A 22,591-nucleotide genomic window follows, 5' to 3' on the forward strand; every position below is an offset into this window, starting at 1 on the left:
CCACTCTCTTTTCATCATTGTCATTTCTAAAATAAATTCAGCCTTAAGATTATCCGAACCTTGGATCGGTAACACGTGGAGGTTCGCGTACAAAAGGTTGTCGCGATATTTTGACGAAGAGTGTTCTGGATTAACGAGCATTGCGTTGTGTGTTATACAGACAGAGTTTCTTCTCGTTTAGCTGGAGTTTTGATTAGCGAAGATAACCCGAGCGCTAAAACGATTGTCAAAAAATTAGCTTTATCAAATGCAATCACCTCATAGTTGGAATTTTTTATTTTTCCTCATATGGGTGAGTTTTATGTATAAAGGAGTTGTTCTGTTAAAATGTCCGTTAGATGAACAAAAACAGCCGATCATATTGATCAGCTGCTTTCTTAGTTTTATTAGGCCATCGCTTCCCGTTAGCGTAATGATTAAAATCCTTGTTTCAGAATATTTTATTTAATAATTCCTTTTGAATTGGTTTAATATTAATGATACTTCTGATGTGTTTTGCCTTTAACTCAGCATCCTCAATTGTACTGGCTAATCCTAGTTCTAACAGTGTTCCAGCTGCGACGGTCCCCGTTCTACCCTTGCCTCCCCCACAGTGAAAAGCAACTTTCTTACCGGCGTTATACGCTCCAACAACCTCATCAATCGCTTGTTTAAAAAGTTCGGCTTCGTTTTCTTTCGTGTTGTCATCAAGCGGAACTTTTACCCACTTCACATGATCTGCTGGATACGCGCCCTCTGTTGCTTCCTCCCGAAGATCCACCACGACCTCAATGCCTTCGTTCAGAACCATTGCCTCTACGTCGGCAGCTCCGCCCATAAATACTTGTTCAGCAATAAGGGCATGGTATTTCTTTTCGGCATGATCCATTTTACTTACCTTCTTTCAAGAATTGCTCAATGCGAGCTTTAATTGAATCACGAACCTCAGCAAATGTAGCTGTGATTTCTTCCTCTGTACCTGTCGCCTTGGCTGGATCCTCGAAGCCCCAGTGCCATCTTTCAGCTTTATCATTACGTACAACTGGACAATTATCGTTAGCATGACCACAAAGCGTGATGATGTAGTCTGCTTGTTTTAAAATCTCAGGATCAATCACATCGGATGTATGACTCGAAATATCGATTCCAGCTTCTTTCATCGTTTGAACAGCACGAGGATTTAAGCCATGTGGATCTAACCCAGCACTTCTCACCTCATATTTGTCACTACCAAGTGCCTTTAAAAATCCATCGGCGATTTGGCTTCTGCAAGAGTTTCCTGTACACAAAAAGTAAACAAGTGGTTTGTTGTTCATGATTATTGATCTCCTTTGTCTTTGGTTTGGCTTACTTGTATTTTCGCTTCGCTCATTTTTGAGTTAATCAACGTTTTTATGATCACAGCAACAACAACCAATGCTACTGTGATTACGGCAATCATTAACCAAACGTTTATGTTTGTTGAATGAATCAAGTGTAACCACAAATACAGTCCTGTTAACGTGATAAAGAGCGTTGGAATGGTGAGCACAATTCCGATTTTGAAATAACTTCCCCACGTGATTTTTACATCTTTGCGGGACAGTACATGTAGCCACAAAAGTGTGGCGAGCGATCCAATCGGTGTGATTTTGGGACCCAAGTCACTGCCAATAATATTGGCATAAATCAGCGATTCCCGGATGACACCTTGCGTGCTGGTTCCATCAATAGCAAGCGCATCAATCATCACCGTCGGCATATTGTTCATAACCGAAGACAATACTGCAGCTAGAAAGCCCATACCCAGTGTGGAGATGTAGAGCCCTTGGTCGGCAATAGCTTGAATGACCTTCCCCAGTTCATCTGTCAATCCCACATTTCGCAGTCCATAAACGACCACGTACATACCAATGGAGAAAATCACGACTGCCCATGGAGCTCCTTTAATGAGCTTCCATGTTTGAATAGCGTGACTCCGCCTTGCAGCTAATATAAACAAGATGGCTATAACCCCAGCGATAACAGACACCGGAACTTGAATGAACTCGCTCATCAAGTAAGCAATCAGTAGTACGACTAAGATCACCCAAGATATGTTGAACAGTTTCTTATCCTTGATCGCTTCGGCTGGCTTTTTGAGCTGACTGACTTCGTAGTTCCCTGGAATATTCTTTCTAAAGAACAAGAACAGGACCAGAAGACTTGCAAATATTGAAAAGAAATTCGGAACAATCATACGACTTGCATACTCCACAAAGCCAATACCAAAGTAATCGGCAGAAACGATATTGACGAGGTTGCTCACGACGAGCGGAAGTGAAGTTGTATCTGCAATGAAACCACTAGCGATAATAAAAGGTAAAATCATCTTTTGATCAAATTTGAGCGCTCGGACCATAGCAAGCACAATGGGCGTTAAGATCAGTGCGGCTCCGTCATTTGCAAAGAACGCTGCCACCCCTGCCCCAAGCAGCACAACATAAACGAACATCAGCTTGCCATTACCTCTTGCGAGCCTTGCCATGTGTAGAGCAGCCCATTCAAAAAATCCAATTTCATCTAAAATCAGTGAAATTAAAATAATAGCTACAAAAGCAAGCGTGGCGTTCCATACAATCCCTGTAACCGTACCTACATCGGATAGACTCACGACTCCAAAAAGAAGTGCAAGGACAGCTCCAGCTGACCATCCAATATTAAGTCCCTTAGGTTGCCAAATCACAAAAGTCAGTGTTAGCAAAAAGATTAATATCGCGATAATGGTCATGCTTCCTCCTGAGGACCGCAGCAGTTTTTCAATCCTGCTATTTTTTCTTTCATGGATGGCAGATACGGATACACACACTGAACATATGCTTCTGCATCTGGATTAAGAGAGTAGTAGACCCACTGCCCTTTTTTCTTTTCATTAAGGAAACCGGCTGCCTTTAGTTTTCGAAGATGCTGACTGGCGTTTGGTTGTGACATGCCAATAATGTCTGTGATATCACATACACAAAGTTCCTGTTCCTGAAGTAGCGCTATTATGGTCAAACGTGTTTTATCAGCAAATAACTTATACGCCTCAGCCATCTCCTGAATTCTTTGTTCCATATGTACACCCCCTGTGATTAGTCTTGTCGGCTTCATTTAATGATATAAGCATATAACAAACCACTTATATAAGCAATCACGAATATAAAGGATTTTAGTGCATCAAAAAAGTCGGCAATAAAGAATACCGACTTTACTCACGAACTAGAAATTCACATTTTGACTTCATAAAATAATGACCGTCTTTTATCTTAACTATATCTTTAATTTGATACTCAATGACTCCACCTTGATCTAATAATTCATCATGCTAATATACCTCTACGTGCTATTGTTTTAAAATTGCATCATTAAGTTGTGCTGCGGTATACAAAAGTGTGCCCTTCATTATAGTCACCTCAAGAATAGTTATAATCACCAATTATAACATCCTCCTGAGATTCGATAGCTCACAATCTTTTCACAAGCGAATGTACAGCTTTTTTCGCATCTTTCCCTGAGCCTCGAATCGTCGCAGAAGCAAAAGAGGTCTGCCACGGTATACCTACAAAATGAATTCTTTCATCGCTTTGTTTTAAAAGTACACCTGATGCGTCAAGAACATTCAATCCACTAAGATATTCGAAATTCGGAATATACCCTGTGGCAAAAATAACGGTATCCACATTTTCACGAGTCTCATCTGCCCACACTATCCCATTTCCCGTAAAAGCTTTAAACATCAGTTTGGCATCCGGCTTACCTTGATCGATAGCATTTTTATAGATACCGGTATCAAGGACACCGTCACTGCTTTTTTGCAATAATCGTTTGCCCCAATTGGATTGATCAAGCCTAAGTATGGTTAGCCAAAAGTGAATATCTTTCCCTGCAATAACCTGCGGCTTGAATTTGATCGGGCTTCTGGATGCAATCGTTACATGCGCCGTCTTAGCAAGTTCAACCGCTATTTGGACCGCCGAATTGCCTCCTCCCACAACAATGATCCGTTTGTTTTTAAACTCTTTCTCATTTCGGTAGTCCTTCGCATGAAGCAATTCCCCCTTAAATTCATGCATGCCAGGAATGTCTGGAATATGAGGATTCACGAATGCCCCGCTTGCACAAATGATGGACTGTGTACGAAACTGTTCTCCGCTTGAGGTATGGACTGTATAGATATTACTTTCCTTATCCACTTTGATTACTTCTTGCCTTGAGTGTATGGGAAAATGGTATGTAGCCGCATAAGACTTTAAGTATTGAACAACCTCATCTCTGGTCGGATAAACATTTGCACCGCCTGGAAATGGGAGTCCTGGCAATGAGGAATACGGTGCAGGTGAGAACAACGTTAAGCTATCATAGTAATTTGCCCAAGATCCTAAATGCTCTTCACTTTTTTCAAGGATGATAAAGTTCCGTTTAGCTTCCTGTAAGTAATAGGCTGCTGCCAAACCGGATTGACCACCACCAATAACGATGCAATCATATACCAAGTTTTTCATTTTTCTCCTCCTTCTATAAAAAAGCTACTGCATCACGATTCGGGTGCAGTAGCTCTACATTCTTGATTATCAGCAGCAAGAATTTGATCCTGCTTTTCCCGTTTTTGAAGGTGAGCAGCAATCCGAAGTTGTTTCCTTCACTTGAACCGGTTCACAGCAGCTTTCCGTGCTACTCGCACCTAGACTACAAACCCCCGTCTCCGGCAGTTCCAGTTCTACTTTTTGCGCTGATTCCATATCTCCCACTAGTGCTGCTACAATGGATCTGACTTGCTCATATCCCGTTGCCATGAGGAAGGTTGGCGCTCTTCCATAACTTTTGGCACCTACGATATAAAAGTTCTTTTCTGGTTGACGGAGTTCTTTTTCGCCATGTGGTCGAACTGTACCGCAGCTGTGTACATTGGGGTCAATTAATGGTGCAAGTTCATAAACACATTCTAAGCTTGGGTCGGTTAATACCCTTACTTCTCGCACCATTGATAAGTCAGGGCGAGAACCTGTATTACCTACAATTTCATCGATGTGATCAATAACCAGTTGTTCATCTTCAATGGTTCCGGAAACCTGGATCTGTTCACCTTGTTTTTGGAGCTTTTCAATATGAAATGCTGTCAGGACCTTTACTGCACCGGATTCAACCACTTTTTGAATCCGATTACCCAGTTCTCCCCTTGCCTGAAGCCCATCTAATTCTCGTCCGCCATAAACATTCTCAATATTTGATTTGCGAATAGCCCAAACGATCTCAGTTCCCGACTCCTCTTTTGAAGCCGGGCAAGTTCAAGCAACGTGTTAATCGCAGAATGTCCGCTCCCTACAACAAGCACCTTCTTTCCGCTATAACGATTTCTCTCTTTTCCTAATACCGCAGGAATGCCATATGAAATGTGACTTTTTAGTGCTATTTCCTCTTCTGAAAATACACCGTCTGAACGAAGCGGGTTGGGATTGGACCATGTCCCAGACGCATCGATAACAGCCCGCGCTTCATAAATAAACGAAGATCTGCTTTGTTCAACATGGATCACAAACGGCAGTTTCTCACGCCCATTTGTTTTCACCTTACTTAACCCTTTACGACTGATCGCGGTAACTTTCGTATTCAAATGCACATTTGGACTTATTTCAGGTAGCGCAGCCAAAGGTTTTAGATAATGCTCAATAACCTCCTTACCCGTTGGGATTGTTTCGTTCTGTGGAGCAACCCAATTCGCCTTTTGCAGCAACTCTTTAGCAGCTTTATCGATGTTATACTGCCATGGCGAGAACAGTCGTACATGTTCCCATTTTCGAATGTTTGCCCCCACTTCATCTCCAGCTTCAAACAACATAAACGGCTCACCTTTTGATATGAGTTGTGCTGCTGCCGCAAGACCAACCGGTCCAGCTCCAATGATTACAACAGGTAATTTGCCCTTCTCTTGTACTGGTGCTTCGCAGCAGCTCACTTGGTTCACAGGAATATGTTTAATCATTTTAGTTTCCTCCTCATAATTAGTTGCATTTTGCAAGTATTTTATAAAATAAACGGGATAAGTACTATCCCAGTGGTGTACAGCATACGCTTGATTTTGCCATACTTTCATTTAACAGTTTGACGGCGTTAATCACCATATCCCGTTCAAATTCAGACATATGCGAAAAGACTTCTTTTAAATAATCATTCATCTGCTCATCAATGACCGTAGCAACAAACTTACCTTGTGTAGTCAAGGATAAGATGTAAATCCGTCGATCTTCATGTAAAGGCGTTTTTTGAACCAAACCCAACTTTACGAGACTTTGAACCTGGCGGCTAAACGTCGTGATGTCAATGGAGAGTGCATCTGCCACCTGCTGAATGGATGGATTAGGCTTACGATCAATTTCATAAATGATATGACTTTGAACAAGTGAAATATCCAGCCCTCCTGCGGTGCAGCAGTTTTTATCCAGTATTCCAAAACGTCGTGTCATGATCTGAAACATCTCTCTTACGTTGTTTTCCAATGACCTCACCTCTTGTTATAGTTATACCCTTATTATTTGCAAAATGCAAATGTTTTTTTCAATCCCCTTCCCATTTCAAATTACATTGTGATATATAAACATATACACAACAAAATATAGGATTGATCAACATGATAATTCAGCGGCAAGCTGCCGAAGACGCTCTGAGAAGGATTTTAACTATCTATAACCAAGGTATTGAAGACCGCATTGCCACGCTAGAAACAGATATCAAAGATGAAGCTTACATGTCAGAATGGTTTAACAAGCACCAGGGGCGTTACTCAGTACTTGTAGCCGAACAGAATAGTCTAGTGGTAGGTTGGGATTCTATCAATTCATATAGCTCAAGAAGCGCTTATAACGGTGTCGGTGACCTCTCCATTTAAATTCATCGTGATCCTCGCGGCAAGGGATCGGAAAACAATTGATACAGATATTAGAGGATATCGGTAAGCATATCTATATAATTTTGTTATAAAAATAAATGGAAATGTATTCTCTATTTTTTATCAGTCCTATACTGTATATCCGTTCTCTCTACTTTTTTTATCAAAAGTCGAGAACTTCAATGTACATTTGTCTATAACTATGTGCAAATACCGGATTTTTTTTGAACAATCACTGAATTTTTCGAATTTAAACTGTATTCTTTTTGTAAATGCACTACAATGTGTAGTACATGATTATTTAAAATTTTATATATCGGGAGGCTTATTATAATGTTACTTACATTATTAAGCATAGTAATGATTATCGTTTTGTCCGGATACGTCGTGCTGAATACCTATAGACGTAAGGATAGAGTCAAAGGTATGCCTGGAATGATGATTGCCATGAGCATCGGAATGATGTCTAGTCTTGCCCTTGGTTTTCAACTAGGTATTGTGTTTGATCACGACTTGGCTGTCCCTTCCATCATCGCTATTTTATTCGGTTTGGGGATCGGTTACTTTACAGGAAAGCCTATTAGTGTACTGGCATCGTTAGATGGCATGTTAGCTGGAATCATGGGTGGAATGATGGGAGCCATGCTCGGATCTATGCTTGGTTTCACCTATATCATGGCATTGTTTATTGATATCGTATTTATCCTTATATTTTGTGTTGTTCTTCAATTAACAAGTTTAGATGCAGTTAAAACCAATAAAACAAAAAGTAGTGGGATCAGCATACCTTTTATTGCGGGTATAATTACGGTAGCCTTTGGAACTGTTTCAGTGGGTTTGCTGCTATTTAATCAGTATCATGATAATCGAACCTCTGTAGTTTCTTCTCAAAGTAATGAACATAGTTCAAATCAAGAAAATACAGACTACCAAGTTATTTCAGTGGATGTAAAATCCAATGGTTTTAGCCAAGAAAATATTGTCGTCAAAGCCGGTGTTCCAACAAAAATAAATTTCATAAAAAAAACAGGTTATACTTGTATAAAAAGTGTTGAGTCTACAGATCTAGATATTGATGTTTACCTTGAAAAGGGAGATAACTACATTACTTTAGATGATTTGAAACCTGGAACATATCATTTCAATTGTGGGATGTATATGTATTATGGGACTATTACAGTTGTATAACTGAGTTTTGACTGGTGTCGGCACAGTAAAACCATCTCTTTAGAGATTTATTCATGTTACTCAACCCTTAGTTTTTCGTACATTGGCCGTTCTAAGAGTTTCATGCTTTAATTAATGCTAGAAGCATAAGTTTGTTGTAGACCCAATAGAACGCAATATTATAATTCAAGTAGACAGCCGACTAATTAGTCGGCTGTTTTTCGTCAACCTAACAAGTAGGGTAGTTCAATTCAATTGTAAGTAAGGAGTATAGCAGTTACAAAAAAACCGCCTTTCAGCGGTCGGATCGTATTACTTTTGTTTTTGTATTTTTAAAAGCCTTAAGCTGTTCAGGGTTACAATCAAAGTTGCCCCCATATCAGCCAGAATCGCAAGCCATAAGGTAAGCCATCCGGGAACGATAAGTATTAACGCTAGCAATTTTATTCCTAAGGAAAAGGCTACGTTTTGTTTGATAATAGACAGTGTTTTTTTGCTTAACCGGATTGTGTAAGGCAATTTTCTTAAATCATCTGCCATCAGTGCAATATCAGCAGTCTCTAGAGCAGTATCCGTACCTGCGCCTCCCATGGCTATACCCACAGTGGAAGCAGCGAGTGCAGGCGCATCATTTACTCCGTCACCCACCATCGCTACATGAGAGTATTCACTGCGGAGTTTCTTAATGTAATCCAATTTGTCCTGAGGTAATAGATCCGCTTTAATTTCTGCCACACCTAACTGCTGCCCAATTGCGTTAGCTGTCGCTTGGTTGTCACCAGTGAGCATGATCGTCTTTTTTACACCGATAGAATGCAATTCATTAATTACAGCCTTACTCGAATCACGTACGGCATCGGCAACCGCAATTAAGGCAAGGACTTCGTGTTGTGTCCCCAGCACCATTACCGTTTTCCCTTGAGTCTGAAGCGTGATAATTTGTTGACATATTGGACTGGATACCTCAGCTTCCAATTCATCAAAAAGCTTAGGGCTACCAATATAATATAGCTGTTGTCCCACCGAAGCTTTGACGCCTTTCCCTGTGATTGACTGAAAGTGCTCAACTGAAATGGAGAGGTCGGCTCCCATTTGTTCCGCTTTGCGCACAATTGCTGATGCTAGTGGATGTTGTGATCCTTTTTCAATTACAGCAGCAATGGAAAGCATATCGCTCTCAATATGTTCTCCAAATACAGTAATATCCGTTACCTCCGGAAATCCTTTAGTAAGGGTACCTGTTTTATCAAATGCAACAGCCGAAATGCGCCCAGCTTCTTCGAGATGGATACCACCTTTAATCAATACACCGTTTTTCGCGGCATTCCCAATTGCAGTAACAATAGAAATCGGGGTAGAAATGACCAGTGCACAAGGACACCCTACTACAAGCAAGGACAACCCACGATATATCCAGTCTCCCCAGTCCCCACCTAGCAAAGGCGGAATAATGGCGATACCCAAAGCCAACACCATAATCGCAGGCGTATAGTAATTTGCGAACCGATCGACAAAAGCTTGAGATGGTGCTCGTTCAGCCTGAGCCTCTTCCACGAGATGAATAATTTTAGATATAGTCGTATCTTCTACATGCTTGGTAACTCTGACTTCAAGCAGCCCTTCTTCGTTTAGTGTTCCGGCAAACACCTCATCGTCCACAGTTTTAGCGACCGGAACTGATTCTCCCGTGATTGCTGCCTGATTTAGCGTTGACGTTCCTTGTATTACAACTCCATCCATAGCCAATTTTTGTCCTGGCTTAACGATCATTACATCTCCAACCTGAATATCATCAACACTTATGGTCATCTCAGCAGAACCACGTCGAATTAGCGCTTCCTTGGGAGCAATATCCATAAGTGAACGGATCGACTGACGTGCTTTCTGCATAGAGTAGCGTTCTAACGCTTCGCTAATGGCAAAGAGCAACACAACAACAGCGCCTTCGCTCCATTCTCCTATAGCAGCTGCACCGATAATGGCAACCGTCATCAGTGTGTTCATATCGAATTGCAGCTGAAACAGGTTCTTGATCCCTTTTTTAAATAGTTCATACCCGCCAATAATAATGGCGGTACCGAATGCCAATGCAGGAACCATGGCTTCATCACCATAGTACGAGGCCAAATAGTAACCTGCCGCCATCAATACAAGTGAGAGAAGCACGTTCCAATTCTCTTTCCAAAATGGCTCTTTCTTTTCTATAACTCGTTGCTTTTCAGGCGTTATCTTTAAGTTTTCAAAAGCGCCTGCCTTTTCCAGCTCTTCAACAGTTGCATTTCCCATTACGGTTATTTTGGCTGCCCCAAAGTTAACTTGTGCGTCTGTGACACCAGGAAGTCTTTTTACGTTATTTTCAAATTTACCGGCACAGTTTGTACAGGTGAACCCTTGTACACGATAGACCTCTTTATTACTGTTTTCTTCTTCATGTTGTTGCATGCAACATCGACTCCTTGCTATGTGTTGAAGCTAAATGAACTAATTGGCGCATGTATTCATCTTCCAGTGAATAAAACGCCAACTTTCCTTCTTTCCTGTATTTAGCTACTCCAAGCTGTTTTAGTGATCGCAAATGGTGAGATGCAGTTGCAAGTGAGGACCCTGTAATATTGGCCACGTCACAAACACAAAGCTCGTCCTCTTCACATAAAGCAAACGCGATCTTCATTCGAGTTTCATCGGCCAGAACTTTAAACATCTTGGCCATGCCCTTTATATCTTGCTGTTCTAATGCCTTTTGTACTTTACGAACTTTAGGCTCGTCATAACAGTAAATTTCACAACTGTCCTTCATAAATATACCCTCCAGTCAATCAAAGTTGTATTTGATTATTGTTACCTTACCATATTATAATTATTCAATCAAACGAAAATTTGATTGAAGTTGATTACTCAATTGAAGGAGGATAACTATGTACGATGTGTTAGTTATTGGTGCAGGACAAGCCGGATTAGCCACAGGGTATTACTTAAAACAAACGGGTTTAAACTTTATGATTTTGGACTCTGCACCATCAATAGGCGATTCTTGGCGTCGCCGATACGAATCACTCCATCTCTTCACACCTCGCATGTATGATGGATTACCAGGAATGTTGTTGAATGGGGATCAAAATGGTCTACCGAGTAAAGATGAGATTGCAAGTTATCTTGAATCATATGCAAATCACATGGAGTTACCCATCATGTTGAAATGTTTAATTAAACGACTTCGTAAGAAGGATAAACACTTCATAGTAGAATCATCCAATGGTGGTATAATGGAGGCGCGTAAAATTATCGTTGCAACAGGCCCTTTCCAAGTCCCCAATATCCCGCCCTTTTACAAGTCCTTTTCAGATGAAATTATCCAGTTGCATTCTTCAGAATACTTAAATCCGGAACAGTTAAGACCTGGAAACACGGTGGTTGTTGGTGGAGGAAACTCTGGTGCTCAAATAGCAGTGGAGCTGGCAAAAGATCAAAATAGAAACAACTCAATATACATATCCATAGCACGGGAGATTGCGTTTAAGCCTTTGTACATTATGAATCGAAGCATCTTCTGGTACTTTGAAAAACTCGGGTTTCTCCGTGCTAAGACTCAGAGTCCAGTTGGTAGATGGTTAAAAAACCAGACTGAGCAAGTATATGGATATGATCTGAAACGACTAATTAAAAGCGGAGAAGTATGTGTTGCTCCTCGGGCACTGAACGCTAGTGGCAACTATATTACATTTGAGGATGGGACTCAGATCAAGGTGAATAATATAATTTGGGCTACTGGATTCAGGCGAGATGACCAATGGATTGATATACATGACGCATTTAATTTGCATGGCCAAATTCAACATACTGAAGGTGTTTCCCAGGTTGCTGGATTGTATTTTGTCGGGCTACCTTGGCAAAGTTCTAGGGGTTCAGCCTTATTGGGTTGGGTAAAATATGATGCTCAAAAAATTGTAAGCCATCTAAATGCAACTTTTAATTAGAAAATGCTTCTGTTTTCACTAACGGTTGAAAATAGGGATCGGTGCAGAAAAGCTACGATCCTTTTTTTATACCTTTACGGACATTCAACTACCCTTCGTTAGCTTAATGATTTAACGAAGAAAAGACCGATTAGTTATATTCCTAATCGGTAATAAGACCATGTTCTTGTCCAATACAGTAATCGGTTCAAGTTCTTGTCCCTCTACAAGTACAAGTCAGGACAAAGTACGATCTAGATAATATTTTCACTCTTTGATACAAAAGCACATTCGCCATCCTCTACATTTCTTTGCTAAAGTGCTTATTGACGAGCTTGTTATATCCATTTCAAATGGGATTAAAGTTCCAGTTGATATACTTCCGAGTATTGAAGCTGGTCTTTTGATCATAATCCAGCCTTCAGCGTTTTAGTCACTCAAAAGAGACCCACCACTTCCACTTTAGATATTCACCTAATCGGTAATAGGACTATGTTCTTGTCCATTCCGGCGATCGGTACAAGTTATTGTTCCTCGACAACCCGGTCTCAGATTTCATAATAAAAAAAATAAAACAAAAAAGCCGCTATAATAGCGACTTTGAATGGGACAAGAACTTGTACCTTTGTCAGCATCGTTGTTTACTGTTTTCATCCCCTATCGATCTCATTAATTAATTTAATAAGTGACTCCGTTTTTTCAACTGATATTTTGTACCCAGTGTCCGTATCATCTTTATTCATGTACATCGCATTACTTTTCTTCGTTTTGTCGTTAATATTGATCCATAAATAACACGAAATTTCATTACCATCGTTCTGAATGGTCACTTCATAATTTGGAGAAGCTACATTAGCTATTCCGCTTATTTTTTGAATCCTTAATCGCATCAGTAAACTATGTGGTGTTCGAAGAATCTTCAACTTCAAGGATTACATCCTTTTGAGTATGAAGCTTGTATTCCTGAATTGTTGTGCGTATCGGTAATTTATTAATTATGATTTTCCCTTGAATTGCTCTTTCGGTACCAGAACTCCCCTCAATTTTTTCACTCGTTGTATTACAAGCGACACTTACCAGCATAAACACAACAAGCAAAAATAAAACACTTGTTTTTCGCATCTTTAGAACCCACTTCCAAATTTAATTGTATTACCTTAAAAGACGTTACATAATTGAAAAACATTTCTGGAAAAGGATATTTTCTCAAATGTTTATTCTTCATTTATTCCTATAAAATGATTTTTTTACATACATCGGCCATTTCAATTCCTTCAAAATTTCTTGCTTATTGGTGTTAGATTAATTATAAACCTTCTGCAAAATGAAAATAACACCCTTTATAACGAGTTCGCACAGATAGGATATCAGTACTTCACATCTTACAAAGAGTGTTTACGTCAATAGTACTTACGCGATTGAACCTTGTACCAACAGGTAAGTGCAGTGGTGGGTAAGCTTTTCTTATCATCTGATTTTTTTAGTCCACACTAAAATTTCCCACGCTATTTATGGATACGGTTCTTCATGACTAAAACGAACTATCCTGCCTTAGTTTAATGAATTGAAGGCAAGATGACGATTAGATACACGCCTAATCGGCAATAGGAACATGTTCTTGTCCAACACGGTAATCGGTACAAGTTCTTGTCCTCAGCAGCTATTTTCAGTCAGATAAGTCGCCTTATTAATACCGAGCAACCGTCTTTAACCTCTCACCTTGTCAGTTGTCACATAACAATGTGAACATGTTCATGTTTTATGATACTTAATGAAGCTTTAAGTGCATGTGATCGATATTTAGATATCCATCTAATCGGCAATCGGACTATGTTCTTGTCCATTTCGGCAATCGGTACAAGTTCTTGTCCATGGCTCGGGACAAGAACTTGTACCGATAAATAAAATAGCCGCTAAAATAGCGACTTCAATGGGACCATGTACTTGTCCCTCGACATTATCACCCTTATATAAATTCTGTAGTATTACTAAACGATGATTCAACATCTATTTTAAGGGTAAAGACATATTTGGGATACTAGTTTTATCCTGAATATCCCTAAGGGGAGTTTTGGATGAATAACTTTAATTTTTTCGATACAGATGAATCATCTGGATGCATAATTGTACATCTTATTAGTGGTGAGTTTTATACTGGAAAATGCATCAAGACTTCTAAACCTAATATCATCACTATAGATACCACAGAAAGTAAAATTGAAATTCCATTGTGGACAATCAAGCGTGTTAAATTTGTCTAAAACTTTGACTTATCATGGTCATGATGCAGTTTAGATATCTGGCAATAATTTCTCAATGAGCTTCTTAAAGACCATTGTTAACCCTTCTAAATATATCTGTCTTAGTTGAACAAAGCAGCTGATCATATGGATCAGCTGCTTTGTTGGTATTATCCAGGTATTGTTTAAACTAAGAAAGCCTTAGAAATAATGACCAATAATATAAAGAGTACGAGTATTGCACCGATGGACGTAAAACTACTATAACCTCCACTTACTCCTCCTACATTACCATTTCCATATTCACTCATGCTCCCATCCCCCTCTTTGTGATATGAGATAGATTATTCAGATACATCTTTTTTGTTAAGGCTCTACAAAAAAAGGGCATTACCACAAACAGAGAACGTCTTCTCCGTTCAGTTTATGAAATATGTTATACCTATTAGTCTTAAAACCAACCATGCAATCAAACACTTTTATTGTTATCTAATTGATAATAGCCTTTTTTATTTTGATAGCCACTTCATCCATGCAATTTACCGGGTATTACATATATTATGCCATATCTAAGTTGTAAGGAGGTGAGTATTTCATGACCACTTTTTTGGATGCTCGAACATCACAAAATGCAAGTTTAGCTAACTCTATTTCTGTACCCCATTCTATTAATTAACACTCCTCAGTTATTCGGACAAATTGGACTACTGACAGCCGGTGCTGGGACAAACCCACGTGTTCAATTTAAAGGAACGGTTTCCGTTACACTTCCGCTAGCCCTTGCTGGAATTACGATTCGAGTCATACGAGGAACCCAGGCAACAGACCCTGCAGTATATTCTGCCACGGCTACATTTGCGCTAAGCGTCTTAGCGCCACAGGTCATTACGTTTTCGGGTAACGATTTTAATCCACCTATCCTCCCCCAATTGACGTACACTGCATTTATCAGCTCCAACCTACTAGGCACCGTGCGTGTAGGACCGGAAAACTTTGATGGATTTATTGTATCCGATTAATAAAAGTGTATAGATAGGAGGAATCGCCATGGTACGTACGCTAGATGCTCGTACTTCTCTCGGATCCAACGGTGTTACTCCATTAAATGCTCCACTAGCACCCAATGTGCCGACTCTTGTGGGGATCCTCGGACTTAATATTTTTAGTCCAGGACCACTCATTCGAACACAATTTAACGGCACGTATCGCATTTCAGTTGCCAATTTGTCTTCTATTCCTTCTGCAGTCCGCTTTGAAATATATAGATCTGCTTCAAATTCAGGAACACCAGTCTATGTCGTTCAACAACCCGTTTTCCCTTCGGAAGGAAGTATCTTAGCGAGTTTTGAAGGATCCGATTATAACGTTCCAGCTCCCCCATCTGGCCAACTGATCTATTCATGTTATGTAACGTTTGTTCCAGTATCTCCATCTGAAGTAGCTACACGTGTAGGGCCCGAATGTTTTAATGCCGTTGCATATAGTGACGATTAAGGTCAATCCACTCCTAAATAAGAGAGGAGGACTACCATGGTCAAAACGTTAGATGCACGTATTTCTCAAGGTTCCAATGGACGAAATATTTTAACTCCGAGTTTTACAAATGGAGTTCCTTTACTTTTTGCGCAATTAGGATTGCAAGTAAATAACCCGGGTGCATCGGTCCGTACGCTTTTTTCAGGTATAGTCGAACTTACAGCGAATGAATTGCCTATTAACGGAAACCTTGTTATCGAAGTATACCGGGGATTAGGAGCCTCTCAGCAGCTGGTTTACCGAGCTGGAACGATCGTACTTGGTAACGAATTTTTTAGTCCATGTGTATTTAGCTTTACGGGTGCAGAGTACAATGTACCCACTTCTGGAAGTGGACAAATTATCTATTCAGCTTACGCAATATTTACCTATAATCCTTTGTTTAGTGTGAATAACGTGCGTTTGGGGCCAGAAAGTTTTAATGCAACGATGTATTCAGACGATTAGGGTTCGGATATACTTGGTGGCTGCAGTTCTTTCAGTTAATTAGCCTTCGAGTGTATAGTATAAACTCTATCACCGTATAGCTAATATGTTGAGTCAGTTGTATCAAGTTAGCTGTACAAGCTCTACAATAACAAAGCCAGCCGGGAGTGAATCGGCTGGCTAACCTTTTCCAACAGAAGTAGACACAATGTCTACAATAATATGATATGTAACTCTACAGAATTGGTGCAATTTTAACTTTGAATGACAAATAAAAGGTTCGAAGAACGATTCATCATTCCTTTCCGTTAGCTTAAAGAAACAGATAAATGACCTAATCAACATTGGTACCATATACTTTATCTTTCCAATGTAACAAGCTCTTACCTTAGCCAGAAAAAAGATGGTTTTTAGATACAAAACACGTTTTCAAAACGGTGAATTTTTTATTACCTTGCTTTTATCAGCCACAATAGTTCCAATTAAAATTTTTCAGATAACTATCTAATCCGAAATGACACAATGTTCTTGTCCTTTTCGGCAATGGAACCAAGTTGTTGTCCTCAGCTTGGGACAACAACTTGGTTCCATAAAACAAAAAAGCCGCTATAATAGCGACTTTGAATGGAACAATGTTCTTGTCCCGCGACATTTTGTCATTCTTGTCGGAGGACAAGAACATGTACCGTTAAAGGACAAGAACTTGTACCGATTACCGTAAACTTCCGTAAACTTCTCCCTTTTCCTTTTTTCCTCTGGGGTTTAGTGTCTAAACACACAAAAAAACCGTTGATCATTTTCGATTAACGGTTTTAAAAATTCAATTTTTTCACATATGTTTCGACTTTTTTTTGAAGCATCTTATGCTCATCACTTGGATTATTCATGATAAGCATTGCAACTTTTTGTGGTGTGAACGATATCATCGACTGAATATCTCCTTTAGCGCTTTCATGCTGATAAGGACATTCGAAATCATCAAGTATCGATTTTGATTCATTTTTATTTAGATGATAATACTCAATGCTGCTGGAAGAACTGCTCTCATCAAAATTGTATTTAAAAGCAACACTGGGAAAAGACCGATCCCTCATGTTCTCAATTTCTTGCCAAGATGGTACGCTAATTTCTTTACTCCTCTTCCCTGCAATCTCTAACCAAGCACAGAAGAATTTTTCACTGAACTGCATGACTAGTTTTTCTAGAATCCAGGTAAGTATTCTCGGATCAAGTCTTTGGATAATCTTCATTTGATAACTGACGACCTGATCAGAAAAATACTCCAGAAGATCCCTGATTATTAGTGGTTCAGCATCAGAGATCAAGGTTGTTCTTAAAGAATTAAAGCCATAGAAATGTTCCTCCTTTAAAATAGATTTCCTCCAAAAAATATAAGCATAGGCATAGGGACAAATTTCAGGAAACTCAATCGCTTCATGCGATTTTCTTAGCTCCATTAATTGAGTGATGCAATGTTGATGGGTTTGGAGTATATCCTGAAACAGTCGCTCTACAACTCGTTGAACAGCATCGGAAGTAACTTTCAGCAATTCTTTTTGGAAACGATTAGAGAAGTAATCCCCATGTGTAAGGATTCGGCTGAATGAAATACTTTTATTTCTTCAGGCGAATCCTTAACTAATCGTTTCAGATTGCAATGTTCTGAATGAATGATCCATTTAGACTGCATATTTGATTGACTTGCCTGATTTACTTGAAGCCAACGAAGGACATCGGGATTCATTTGATTAGGCGATCTCCATTGGTTCCAACTGGACACATGAAAATTAGCCAAAGCATGTCCACACTTACATTGAAATGCATGTTCTAACTGTCTATTAGACAACAAGAAAGGTATTGTTGACCCACAGCAAGGACAAACATGATTCAATTTAACATCATGAAATACACACTCATCGAAAAGCCTGAACTGATGCAACCAAGAATGAAACCCTCCCTCCATACACTGCGAACACCAATGTAAATCTGGATAAAACCAATGCTCCGAGGAGCTGTATAACTCAGTAAATGGAGCTATCAACGACTGAATATTTTTATTAATGTGCTCTTGCAAGTTGAAATCCATTGTTTTATGAAGTCTTTCGATGTTAAAACCACTTAACTGTAATAGTTCTCTTTGCTTATCTCCAATGTGGTGTTTAATACTCTTTACATGACTACTACCAAATACTTGTAGAATCTCGTTCCGATCTGTAAGGTTTACCAAAGCCAATTTTTCAAATACAGACCATGGAGATTCATATTCATTAATCCATTCTTTCCTCCATATGACATTCATTAATTAATCTCCACTACCCGCTAAAGACATATAAATTTCTGACTCAATGTAGCCGCTAAGCTTAATGGATTCTAACCAATCTTGAGGTGAAATCCATTCAAGTTGTTCCCCATGAGCCCCATATATCTTCAAGGCGTTTTCAACAGCATACGTAAAGTACTCCATAGGGATCTCAAGTTTTGAATGAACACCGTGTTCGCTGCGAAGGTTCTGAAATTGTTGATATATTAAAGTAGCATCATCTTCCAAGCGATGACCTTTCTCATATCCTTCTGGAAAAAAATATCTGGTGAAACTCCAATCACTGTTTTCTGGATATGCAGAGATTTCTGATGAATCGTAGCATCGAAGAATAGCTCTGATATCGTCCAAGGAAGTGATACCGAAAAAACGATGCTCATGTGTCATAAAACGTCCAATGATTTGTGACTTACGTTGCCCTAGAAAAAATGTTCTTCTCGTGAGCAATTCTTCTTGACCAACGCAAATCACAGTCATGCTGATTTTCGCACGATCCAGTTGATTGTGGATGTCCATTAACCAAATATAATGTGATTCTGTCAGGCGATGTGCCTCATCCATAATTAAGATTACCCTTCTTAAACGAGACAATTCTGCTCTTTCTGTTAGCAGATTGACAATTTGGTTCCGCATTTCATCAGCTTGTCTTCTAGCTATAAACGGAAAATCAAAGTCATGAAGGAGATCTGCATAAAATTTACCTTCGTTTGGAAACTTGTATGAATTACTGTTGGCTATAAAGATTGGTATGGGCGCATTCATAAAATGTGGCAGATTCTCCAAAGCAAATTTTAATGCAGTTGTCTTCCCAAGGCGTGGCCGACCATAGACAATCATTCCTGGTAATCGGTTCAGTACAATCTTTTTGAGGTTATCCATCAAGCGGAGTACCTCTTTGGTTGGGAGTAAATAATGCCCTACTTCAATAGGGTGTGTTCCTACAGGTATTAAGTGATTTTCCAATGTCATCTTCTCCTTATTTAATTTAATACGTCTTTGTCTTGAATTGTTTTAATAAGCGTTCATAGTTATCCATCTCATTAAGCTTTTCCCTATTCCTTTGTTCTTCTCGAACTTTGTCTAATAATTCATTTTGTGCTTTTGCTTCTTGTAATGCTTTTGTTTGTTCTTCCGCTTCATCTGTTAACTTTTGTTTAATTACCTCTTTTACTTGAGTAATTTTATTTATTGTTGATTTCTTGGAATTTTCTTTACTCAATAAATAGTCAGTATACACGAAGATAGGGTCGTCCCAAGTCGTGTAATGAATTAGCTTTCGCTGAACTAATGAATTGATCGCACGTCTCATTTGCAAGGAATGTGGAGTGAGTGACCACCTTCCACTAGCTGTTAAATAACCAAATTCACTGCCGTCAGGTAAAAATGCTTTTATGATACGCAGATCGTCAACATTCACATGTACAATGAGCTCTTGCTTGATTAGATGAGCAGAATTCGCAAGTTTTTCACTCCGGTATTCTACACCTTCATATTGAATGTAGGGCTTTCTTCCAGTCACTAGAGAGCCTCTTACGGTTCGATTTATTTGGGTTTGCATAAACAACATCTCCGATCGTTTCTCTTCTTCTAGGCGCCTTGGTAATAAGCCTCTTTGGTGTATTCTTTTTTCAAGAAGTTCAAGGGGCGTTTGTTGATAAATCCCGCCATGAGGTGTACCATTGTAATTTGAAATCATTACATCCACGAGTTGCAATAAATGTTCGTAAGTGATGTTAAGACGCAGTGCTGCTTCTTTAGGATTGTTTCTTCTAGGGTCATCTGGACCACTCCCCGTTGTATTTGGTAACCGGTGAAACAGGCTTCCTGCTAAGGTTCTAAAATATCTCTCAATCACTCCTCTTCTCATTGGAAGTGCTACGGGACCAAAGTTCGGTGTACATCCAATAAGATTCGTGAGTCGATTTTGCACCATTTTAGCATAGTGGGATTTCGCATTATCTAGACACATTACATCCCATACTGCCCACTCTAACTCCGGAAACTTTTCTGATGGAAAACCTCCAGGGGGATGGTAACTCAGGCCTGGGATTGTCAATTCAAGTCGTTTATGTGGCATGACTGCATTACGAACGCAGTGCATCACGTCACTTCCCCCATACTCTCTACTTAGTGAAATTGAATATCCCAAAATGTTCCGAGTACTTACATCGATAATAGTAAGAATCCAGAACCGCTCAAGAGTCAGGGTCATAGGGTCTCCATCTGGTGTAACGATATCTACTGTAAAAAAACCGTCAATTCGATGAGCATCAAACTGAACTTTCTGATAAGGGAATAGACTTGATAGTGAGTTTTGATCCGCTTCCCCTACTCGGTTTGCTTTTTGGAACGCATCGTTACCATGGCGAGATGCAGCTTTTCTAAAGTTTTGCTCAGCTATTTGTTTGATGTAACGTTGTAGAGCCTTATACCCCATCCATTTTGTATTTAAAGGGTAATCGGAGAGCGTTATCCCCTTTTCCCTGCACTGATCAATAAATCGTTTGTGTATGTGCTTTATCTTCATGACTGGTTCCAATGAACGCTTTTTTCTTCCTAAGAAAAGATCTTCTACCAGGTCTTTAATATCTGGATGAATATCCATAAAACGATTGAATTCTCCGGTTTTTTGATCTTTATTTCTTTTTTGACCTAATAAATCCAACTCATATTTTTTTATATTTTTTTGTGGAATCAATCCTCGAAATCCAAGAACAACGCCATCTTGATCGTACTGAATACATCTTTGAATTAATCTTCTCAAGTTTCTAGGGGAAACTCCGGTTGTGCGGTGAATATTGTCTAAATCATCTCTCCGGAAATACATTATTACTGCGTTTTTACGCTGTACATACATTGTATGTGCAGATTCAGTGAGAGCATTCTCATCTACAGAGGGCCAAAGTTCAGGATTAGCTTGGTCAGGTTCTAATCCATTCTGCTCGTATATTCGCGATCTGCTCATGATCTCCAAACCTCCATATCAAACCCGATAATTTGATCTTCCATGTTCGCTTTGATATTCCCCTCATAAAGAAGCCATTTTAAGCTTAAAAGTGTAGACTCAATAGAAAGATTAGAGAGCTCTTTCACAACTTCTTTAATCATTATCCCTTCAGGAGGAATAATGCCGATTACTTCGTTTAAATAAAGAGGCTTCTTATTATTGACTACTGACATACACAAGGATGTTCTGTTCTCAACTGAATGTCGGCCCTTTCTTATATCGCCTTCTGTGCGAACTACGTAATGTTTGTTGTTGATACGACACCATTCTTTTTGCGCTTCGATTTGCCGTTGTGTTCTCGCGTGTTTTGGATGTTTAGATGTCAGTTCCTTCTCGTATTTGACTTCAACAAAAATTTCCGATCCATCTTTTTTTAAAATCCACATATCAAATATAGATGTGCGAAGGCGGCCGTTTAATACATAAGAGATCTCCAGTGGTTGCTCACAGTATGTAATGACTTCGGGGTCCGCATCAACCATAGCCCAGTGATCGTATTCCAGATCACTATATAGGCTCACGATCCGCTTACCTACTTTATTTCCACGCGGGGTCCAATAATTGTTTCCATATTTTTTGCTTCGTAGAATCTTGATGGGCTGGTACTTTAAGAGTTCGTTTCTATTCATAGCAAGTTACCCCTTTAGATTTGTTTACCTGTATAAACAAAAATTTAGAATTTTATACACATCCATGTATAAAAATTGCCTTTCTATGAACATACTAAAAAGTAATAGAATGATAGAGGGAGAGAATTTTATATGTCAGAAGAAGAATTTTATAAGTGGTTAGGTGAGCAACTTCGGGATCTTCGCAAGTTAAAAATGAAAACGCAAGAAGAGTTATGTCAGAATTATCATCTTGCTCGTTCTTCCCTTGCCAATATTGAGCAGGGAAGGCATATGATAAGTGCATATAATTTGTATCTATTGTTGCAATTGTTAGATGTTCCACTCGAATTATTGTTCGATAGTCCTCTTCAAAAAAAGGTTTTAACAAACAAGGTTTCATCTTAAAATGTATCAAACTGAGGCATTTGGGGCACACATTCTGAAAAGAGATTAAGGAAGGTGTCCGTGT

The 22,591-nt window shown here is 39.4% G+C and carries 21 protein-coding genes and 2 pseudogenes; 7 read left to right on the forward strand and 16 right to left on the reverse strand.

Annotation, left to right across the window (positions count from 1 at the left end; all coding sequences use genetic code 11):
* Nucleotides 1-430: 430 nt before the first annotated feature.
* The 7 genes and pseudogenes from ACTWJ7_RS35245 to ACTWJ7_RS35275 all read right to left on the reverse strand — a co-directional run bounded on the left by ACTWJ7_RS35245 (nucleotide 431) and on the right by ACTWJ7_RS35275 (nucleotide 6,452).
* The gene (locus ACTWJ7_RS35245; RefSeq protein WP_029881670.1) at nucleotides 431-868 is read right to left on the reverse strand and encodes a protein-tyrosine phosphatase family protein; all 438 of its coding nucleotides are present in this window, start codon (nucleotides 866-868) and stop codon (nucleotides 431-433) included.
* 1 nt (nucleotide 869) lies between these two features.
* Nucleotides 870-1,295 (reverse strand): arsenate reductase (thioredoxin), encoded by a 426-nt coding sequence (arsC, locus tag ACTWJ7_RS35250; RefSeq protein ID WP_024634574.1) that lies wholly within the window; start codon nucleotides 1,293-1,295, stop codon nucleotides 870-872.
* A gap of 2 nt (nucleotides 1,296-1,297) precedes the next feature.
* Nucleotides 1,298-2,728, reverse strand: a complete 1,431-nt coding sequence (locus ACTWJ7_RS35255; protein WP_301248433.1) for an arsenic transporter — start codon at nucleotides 2,726-2,728, stop codon at nucleotides 1,298-1,300.
* Nucleotides 2,725-3,054 carry an ArsR/SmtB family transcription factor gene (locus ACTWJ7_RS35260; protein ID WP_175393887.1) on the reverse strand — a complete coding sequence of 110 codons (330 nt, stop codon included), beginning with the start codon at nucleotides 3,052-3,054 and terminating at the stop codon, nucleotides 2,725-2,727. Before ACTWJ7_RS35260 ends, ACTWJ7_RS35255 begins: the two co-directional genes overlap by 4 nt.
* 389 nt (nucleotides 3,055-3,443) lie before the next feature.
* Nucleotides 3,444-4,481: a flavin-containing monooxygenase gene (locus ACTWJ7_RS35265; protein ID WP_175393888.1), complete on the reverse strand. Its 1,038-nt coding sequence runs from the start codon at nucleotides 4,479-4,481 to the stop codon at nucleotides 3,444-3,446.
* A gap of 69 nt (nucleotides 4,482-4,550) precedes the next feature.
* Nucleotides 4,551-5,959, reverse strand: a pseudogene (locus ACTWJ7_RS35270) (NAD(P)-binding domain-containing protein).
* A gap of 64 nt (nucleotides 5,960-6,023) precedes the next feature.
* Nucleotides 6,024-6,452, reverse strand: a complete 429-nt coding sequence (locus ACTWJ7_RS35275; protein ID WP_029881704.1) for a MarR family winged helix-turn-helix transcriptional regulator — start codon at nucleotides 6,450-6,452, stop codon at nucleotides 6,024-6,026.
* Nucleotides 6,453-6,604: 152 nt separating this feature from the next.
* Between ACTWJ7_RS35275 and ACTWJ7_RS35280 the strand changes: the two genes are divergently transcribed.
* Together ACTWJ7_RS35280 and ACTWJ7_RS35285 are read left to right on the forward strand one after the other, a co-directional pair.
* Nucleotides 6,605-6,862 (forward strand): GNAT family N-acetyltransferase, encoded by a 258-nt coding sequence (locus ACTWJ7_RS35280; RefSeq protein ID WP_175393890.1) that lies wholly within the window; start codon nucleotides 6,605-6,607, stop codon nucleotides 6,860-6,862.
* A gap of 333 nt (nucleotides 6,863-7,195) precedes the next feature.
* Entirely contained in the window at nucleotides 7,196-8,050 is an 855-nt protein-coding gene (locus tag ACTWJ7_RS35285) for a cupredoxin domain-containing protein (RefSeq protein ID WP_175393891.1), read from the forward strand.
* A 291-nt stretch (nucleotides 8,051-8,341) separates the two neighbouring features.
* Here ACTWJ7_RS35285 and ACTWJ7_RS35290 read toward each other — a convergent pair whose 3' ends face one another.
* Complete coding sequence (locus ACTWJ7_RS35290) at nucleotides 8,342-10,471, reverse strand: heavy metal translocating P-type ATPase (protein ID WP_175393892.1); 2,130 nt, start codon at nucleotides 10,469-10,471, stop codon at nucleotides 8,342-8,344.
* On the reverse strand, nucleotides 10,458-10,826 hold the full coding sequence (locus ACTWJ7_RS35295; RefSeq protein WP_024634449.1) for an ArsR/SmtB family transcription factor: 369 nt from the start codon (nucleotides 10,824-10,826) through the stop codon (nucleotides 10,458-10,460). The genes ACTWJ7_RS35290 and ACTWJ7_RS35295 overlap by 14 nt, the downstream gene beginning before the upstream one ends.
* A 118-nt stretch (nucleotides 10,827-10,944) precedes the next feature.
* Here ACTWJ7_RS35295 and ACTWJ7_RS35300 point away from each other — a divergent pair, with 118 nt between their 5' ends.
* Nucleotides 10,945-12,003 (forward strand): flavin-containing monooxygenase, encoded by a 1,059-nt coding sequence (locus tag ACTWJ7_RS35300; RefSeq protein WP_024634450.1) that lies wholly within the window; start codon nucleotides 10,945-10,947, stop codon nucleotides 12,001-12,003.
* Between the two features lie 876 nt (nucleotides 12,004-12,879).
* Here the strand turns inward: ACTWJ7_RS35300 and ACTWJ7_RS35305 are convergent.
* Both ACTWJ7_RS35305 and ACTWJ7_RS35310 read right to left on the reverse strand, forming a co-directional pair.
* Entirely contained in the window at nucleotides 12,880-13,104 is a 225-nt protein-coding gene (locus ACTWJ7_RS35305; protein WP_152532794.1) for a hypothetical protein, read from the reverse strand.
* A 1,303-nt stretch (nucleotides 13,105-14,407) separates the two neighbouring features.
* Entirely contained in the window at nucleotides 14,408-14,533 is a 126-nt protein-coding gene (locus ACTWJ7_RS35310; RefSeq protein ID WP_236642278.1) for a YjcZ family sporulation protein, read from the reverse strand.
* Between the two features lie 284 nt (nucleotides 14,534-14,817).
* On the opposite strand from ACTWJ7_RS35310, the pseudogene ACTWJ7_RS35315 reads away from it, so the two are divergent.
* From ACTWJ7_RS35315 to ACTWJ7_RS35325, 3 genes and pseudogenes are all read left to right on the forward strand, one after another.
* Nucleotides 14,818-15,241 (forward strand): annotated as a pseudogene (locus ACTWJ7_RS35315) (hypothetical protein).
* Nucleotides 15,242-15,269: 28 nt separating this feature from the next.
* On the forward strand, nucleotides 15,270-15,716 hold the full coding sequence (locus ACTWJ7_RS35320; RefSeq protein ID WP_024634216.1) for a hypothetical protein: 447 nt from the start codon (nucleotides 15,270-15,272) through the stop codon (nucleotides 15,714-15,716).
* 36 nt (nucleotides 15,717-15,752) lie between these two features.
* Entirely contained in the window at nucleotides 15,753-16,205 is a 453-nt protein-coding gene (locus ACTWJ7_RS35325; protein ID WP_024634215.1) for a hypothetical protein, read from the forward strand.
* A gap of 791 nt (nucleotides 16,206-16,996) precedes the next feature.
* Here ACTWJ7_RS35325 and ACTWJ7_RS35330 read toward each other — a convergent pair.
* The 5 genes from ACTWJ7_RS35330 to ACTWJ7_RS35350 are packed head-to-tail and all read right to left on the reverse strand — an operon-like array spanning nucleotide 16,997 to nucleotide 22,140.
* Complete coding sequence (locus ACTWJ7_RS35330; RefSeq protein WP_443146603.1) at nucleotides 16,997-17,734, reverse strand: hypothetical protein; 738 nt, start codon at nucleotides 17,732-17,734, stop codon at nucleotides 16,997-16,999.
* Complete coding sequence (locus ACTWJ7_RS35335) at nucleotides 17,728-18,483, reverse strand: hypothetical protein (RefSeq protein WP_443146604.1); 756 nt, start codon at nucleotides 18,481-18,483, stop codon at nucleotides 17,728-17,730. Before ACTWJ7_RS35335 ends, ACTWJ7_RS35330 begins: the two co-directional genes overlap by 7 nt.
* A 3-nt stretch (nucleotides 18,484-18,486) precedes the next feature.
* Complete coding sequence (locus ACTWJ7_RS35340; RefSeq protein WP_024634213.1) at nucleotides 18,487-19,467, reverse strand: ATP-binding protein; 981 nt, start codon at nucleotides 19,465-19,467, stop codon at nucleotides 18,487-18,489.
* Between the two features lie 22 nt (nucleotides 19,468-19,489).
* Nucleotides 19,490-21,469 carry a hypothetical protein gene (locus ACTWJ7_RS35345; RefSeq protein ID WP_024634212.1) on the reverse strand — a complete coding sequence of 660 codons (1,980 nt, stop codon included), beginning with the start codon at nucleotides 21,467-21,469 and terminating at the stop codon, nucleotides 19,490-19,492.
* Nucleotides 21,466-22,140, reverse strand: a complete 675-nt coding sequence (locus ACTWJ7_RS35350; protein ID WP_024634211.1) for a TnsA endonuclease N-terminal domain-containing protein — start codon at nucleotides 22,138-22,140, stop codon at nucleotides 21,466-21,468. Before ACTWJ7_RS35350 ends, ACTWJ7_RS35345 begins: the two co-directional genes overlap by 4 nt.
* A 132-nt stretch (nucleotides 22,141-22,272) precedes the next feature.
* Here ACTWJ7_RS35350 and ACTWJ7_RS35355 point away from each other — a divergent pair, with 132 nt between their 5' ends.
* The gene (locus ACTWJ7_RS35355) at nucleotides 22,273-22,527 is read left to right on the forward strand and encodes a helix-turn-helix domain-containing protein (RefSeq protein WP_024634210.1); all 255 of its coding nucleotides are present in this window, start codon (nucleotides 22,273-22,275) and stop codon (nucleotides 22,525-22,527) included.
* Nucleotides 22,528-22,591 lie beyond the last annotated feature (64 nt).

It is taken from the genome of Paenibacillus sp. 1A_MP2 (assembly GCF_052244825.1).
GTDB lineage: Bacteria > Bacillota > Bacilli > Paenibacillales > Paenibacillaceae > Paenibacillus > Paenibacillus vandeheii.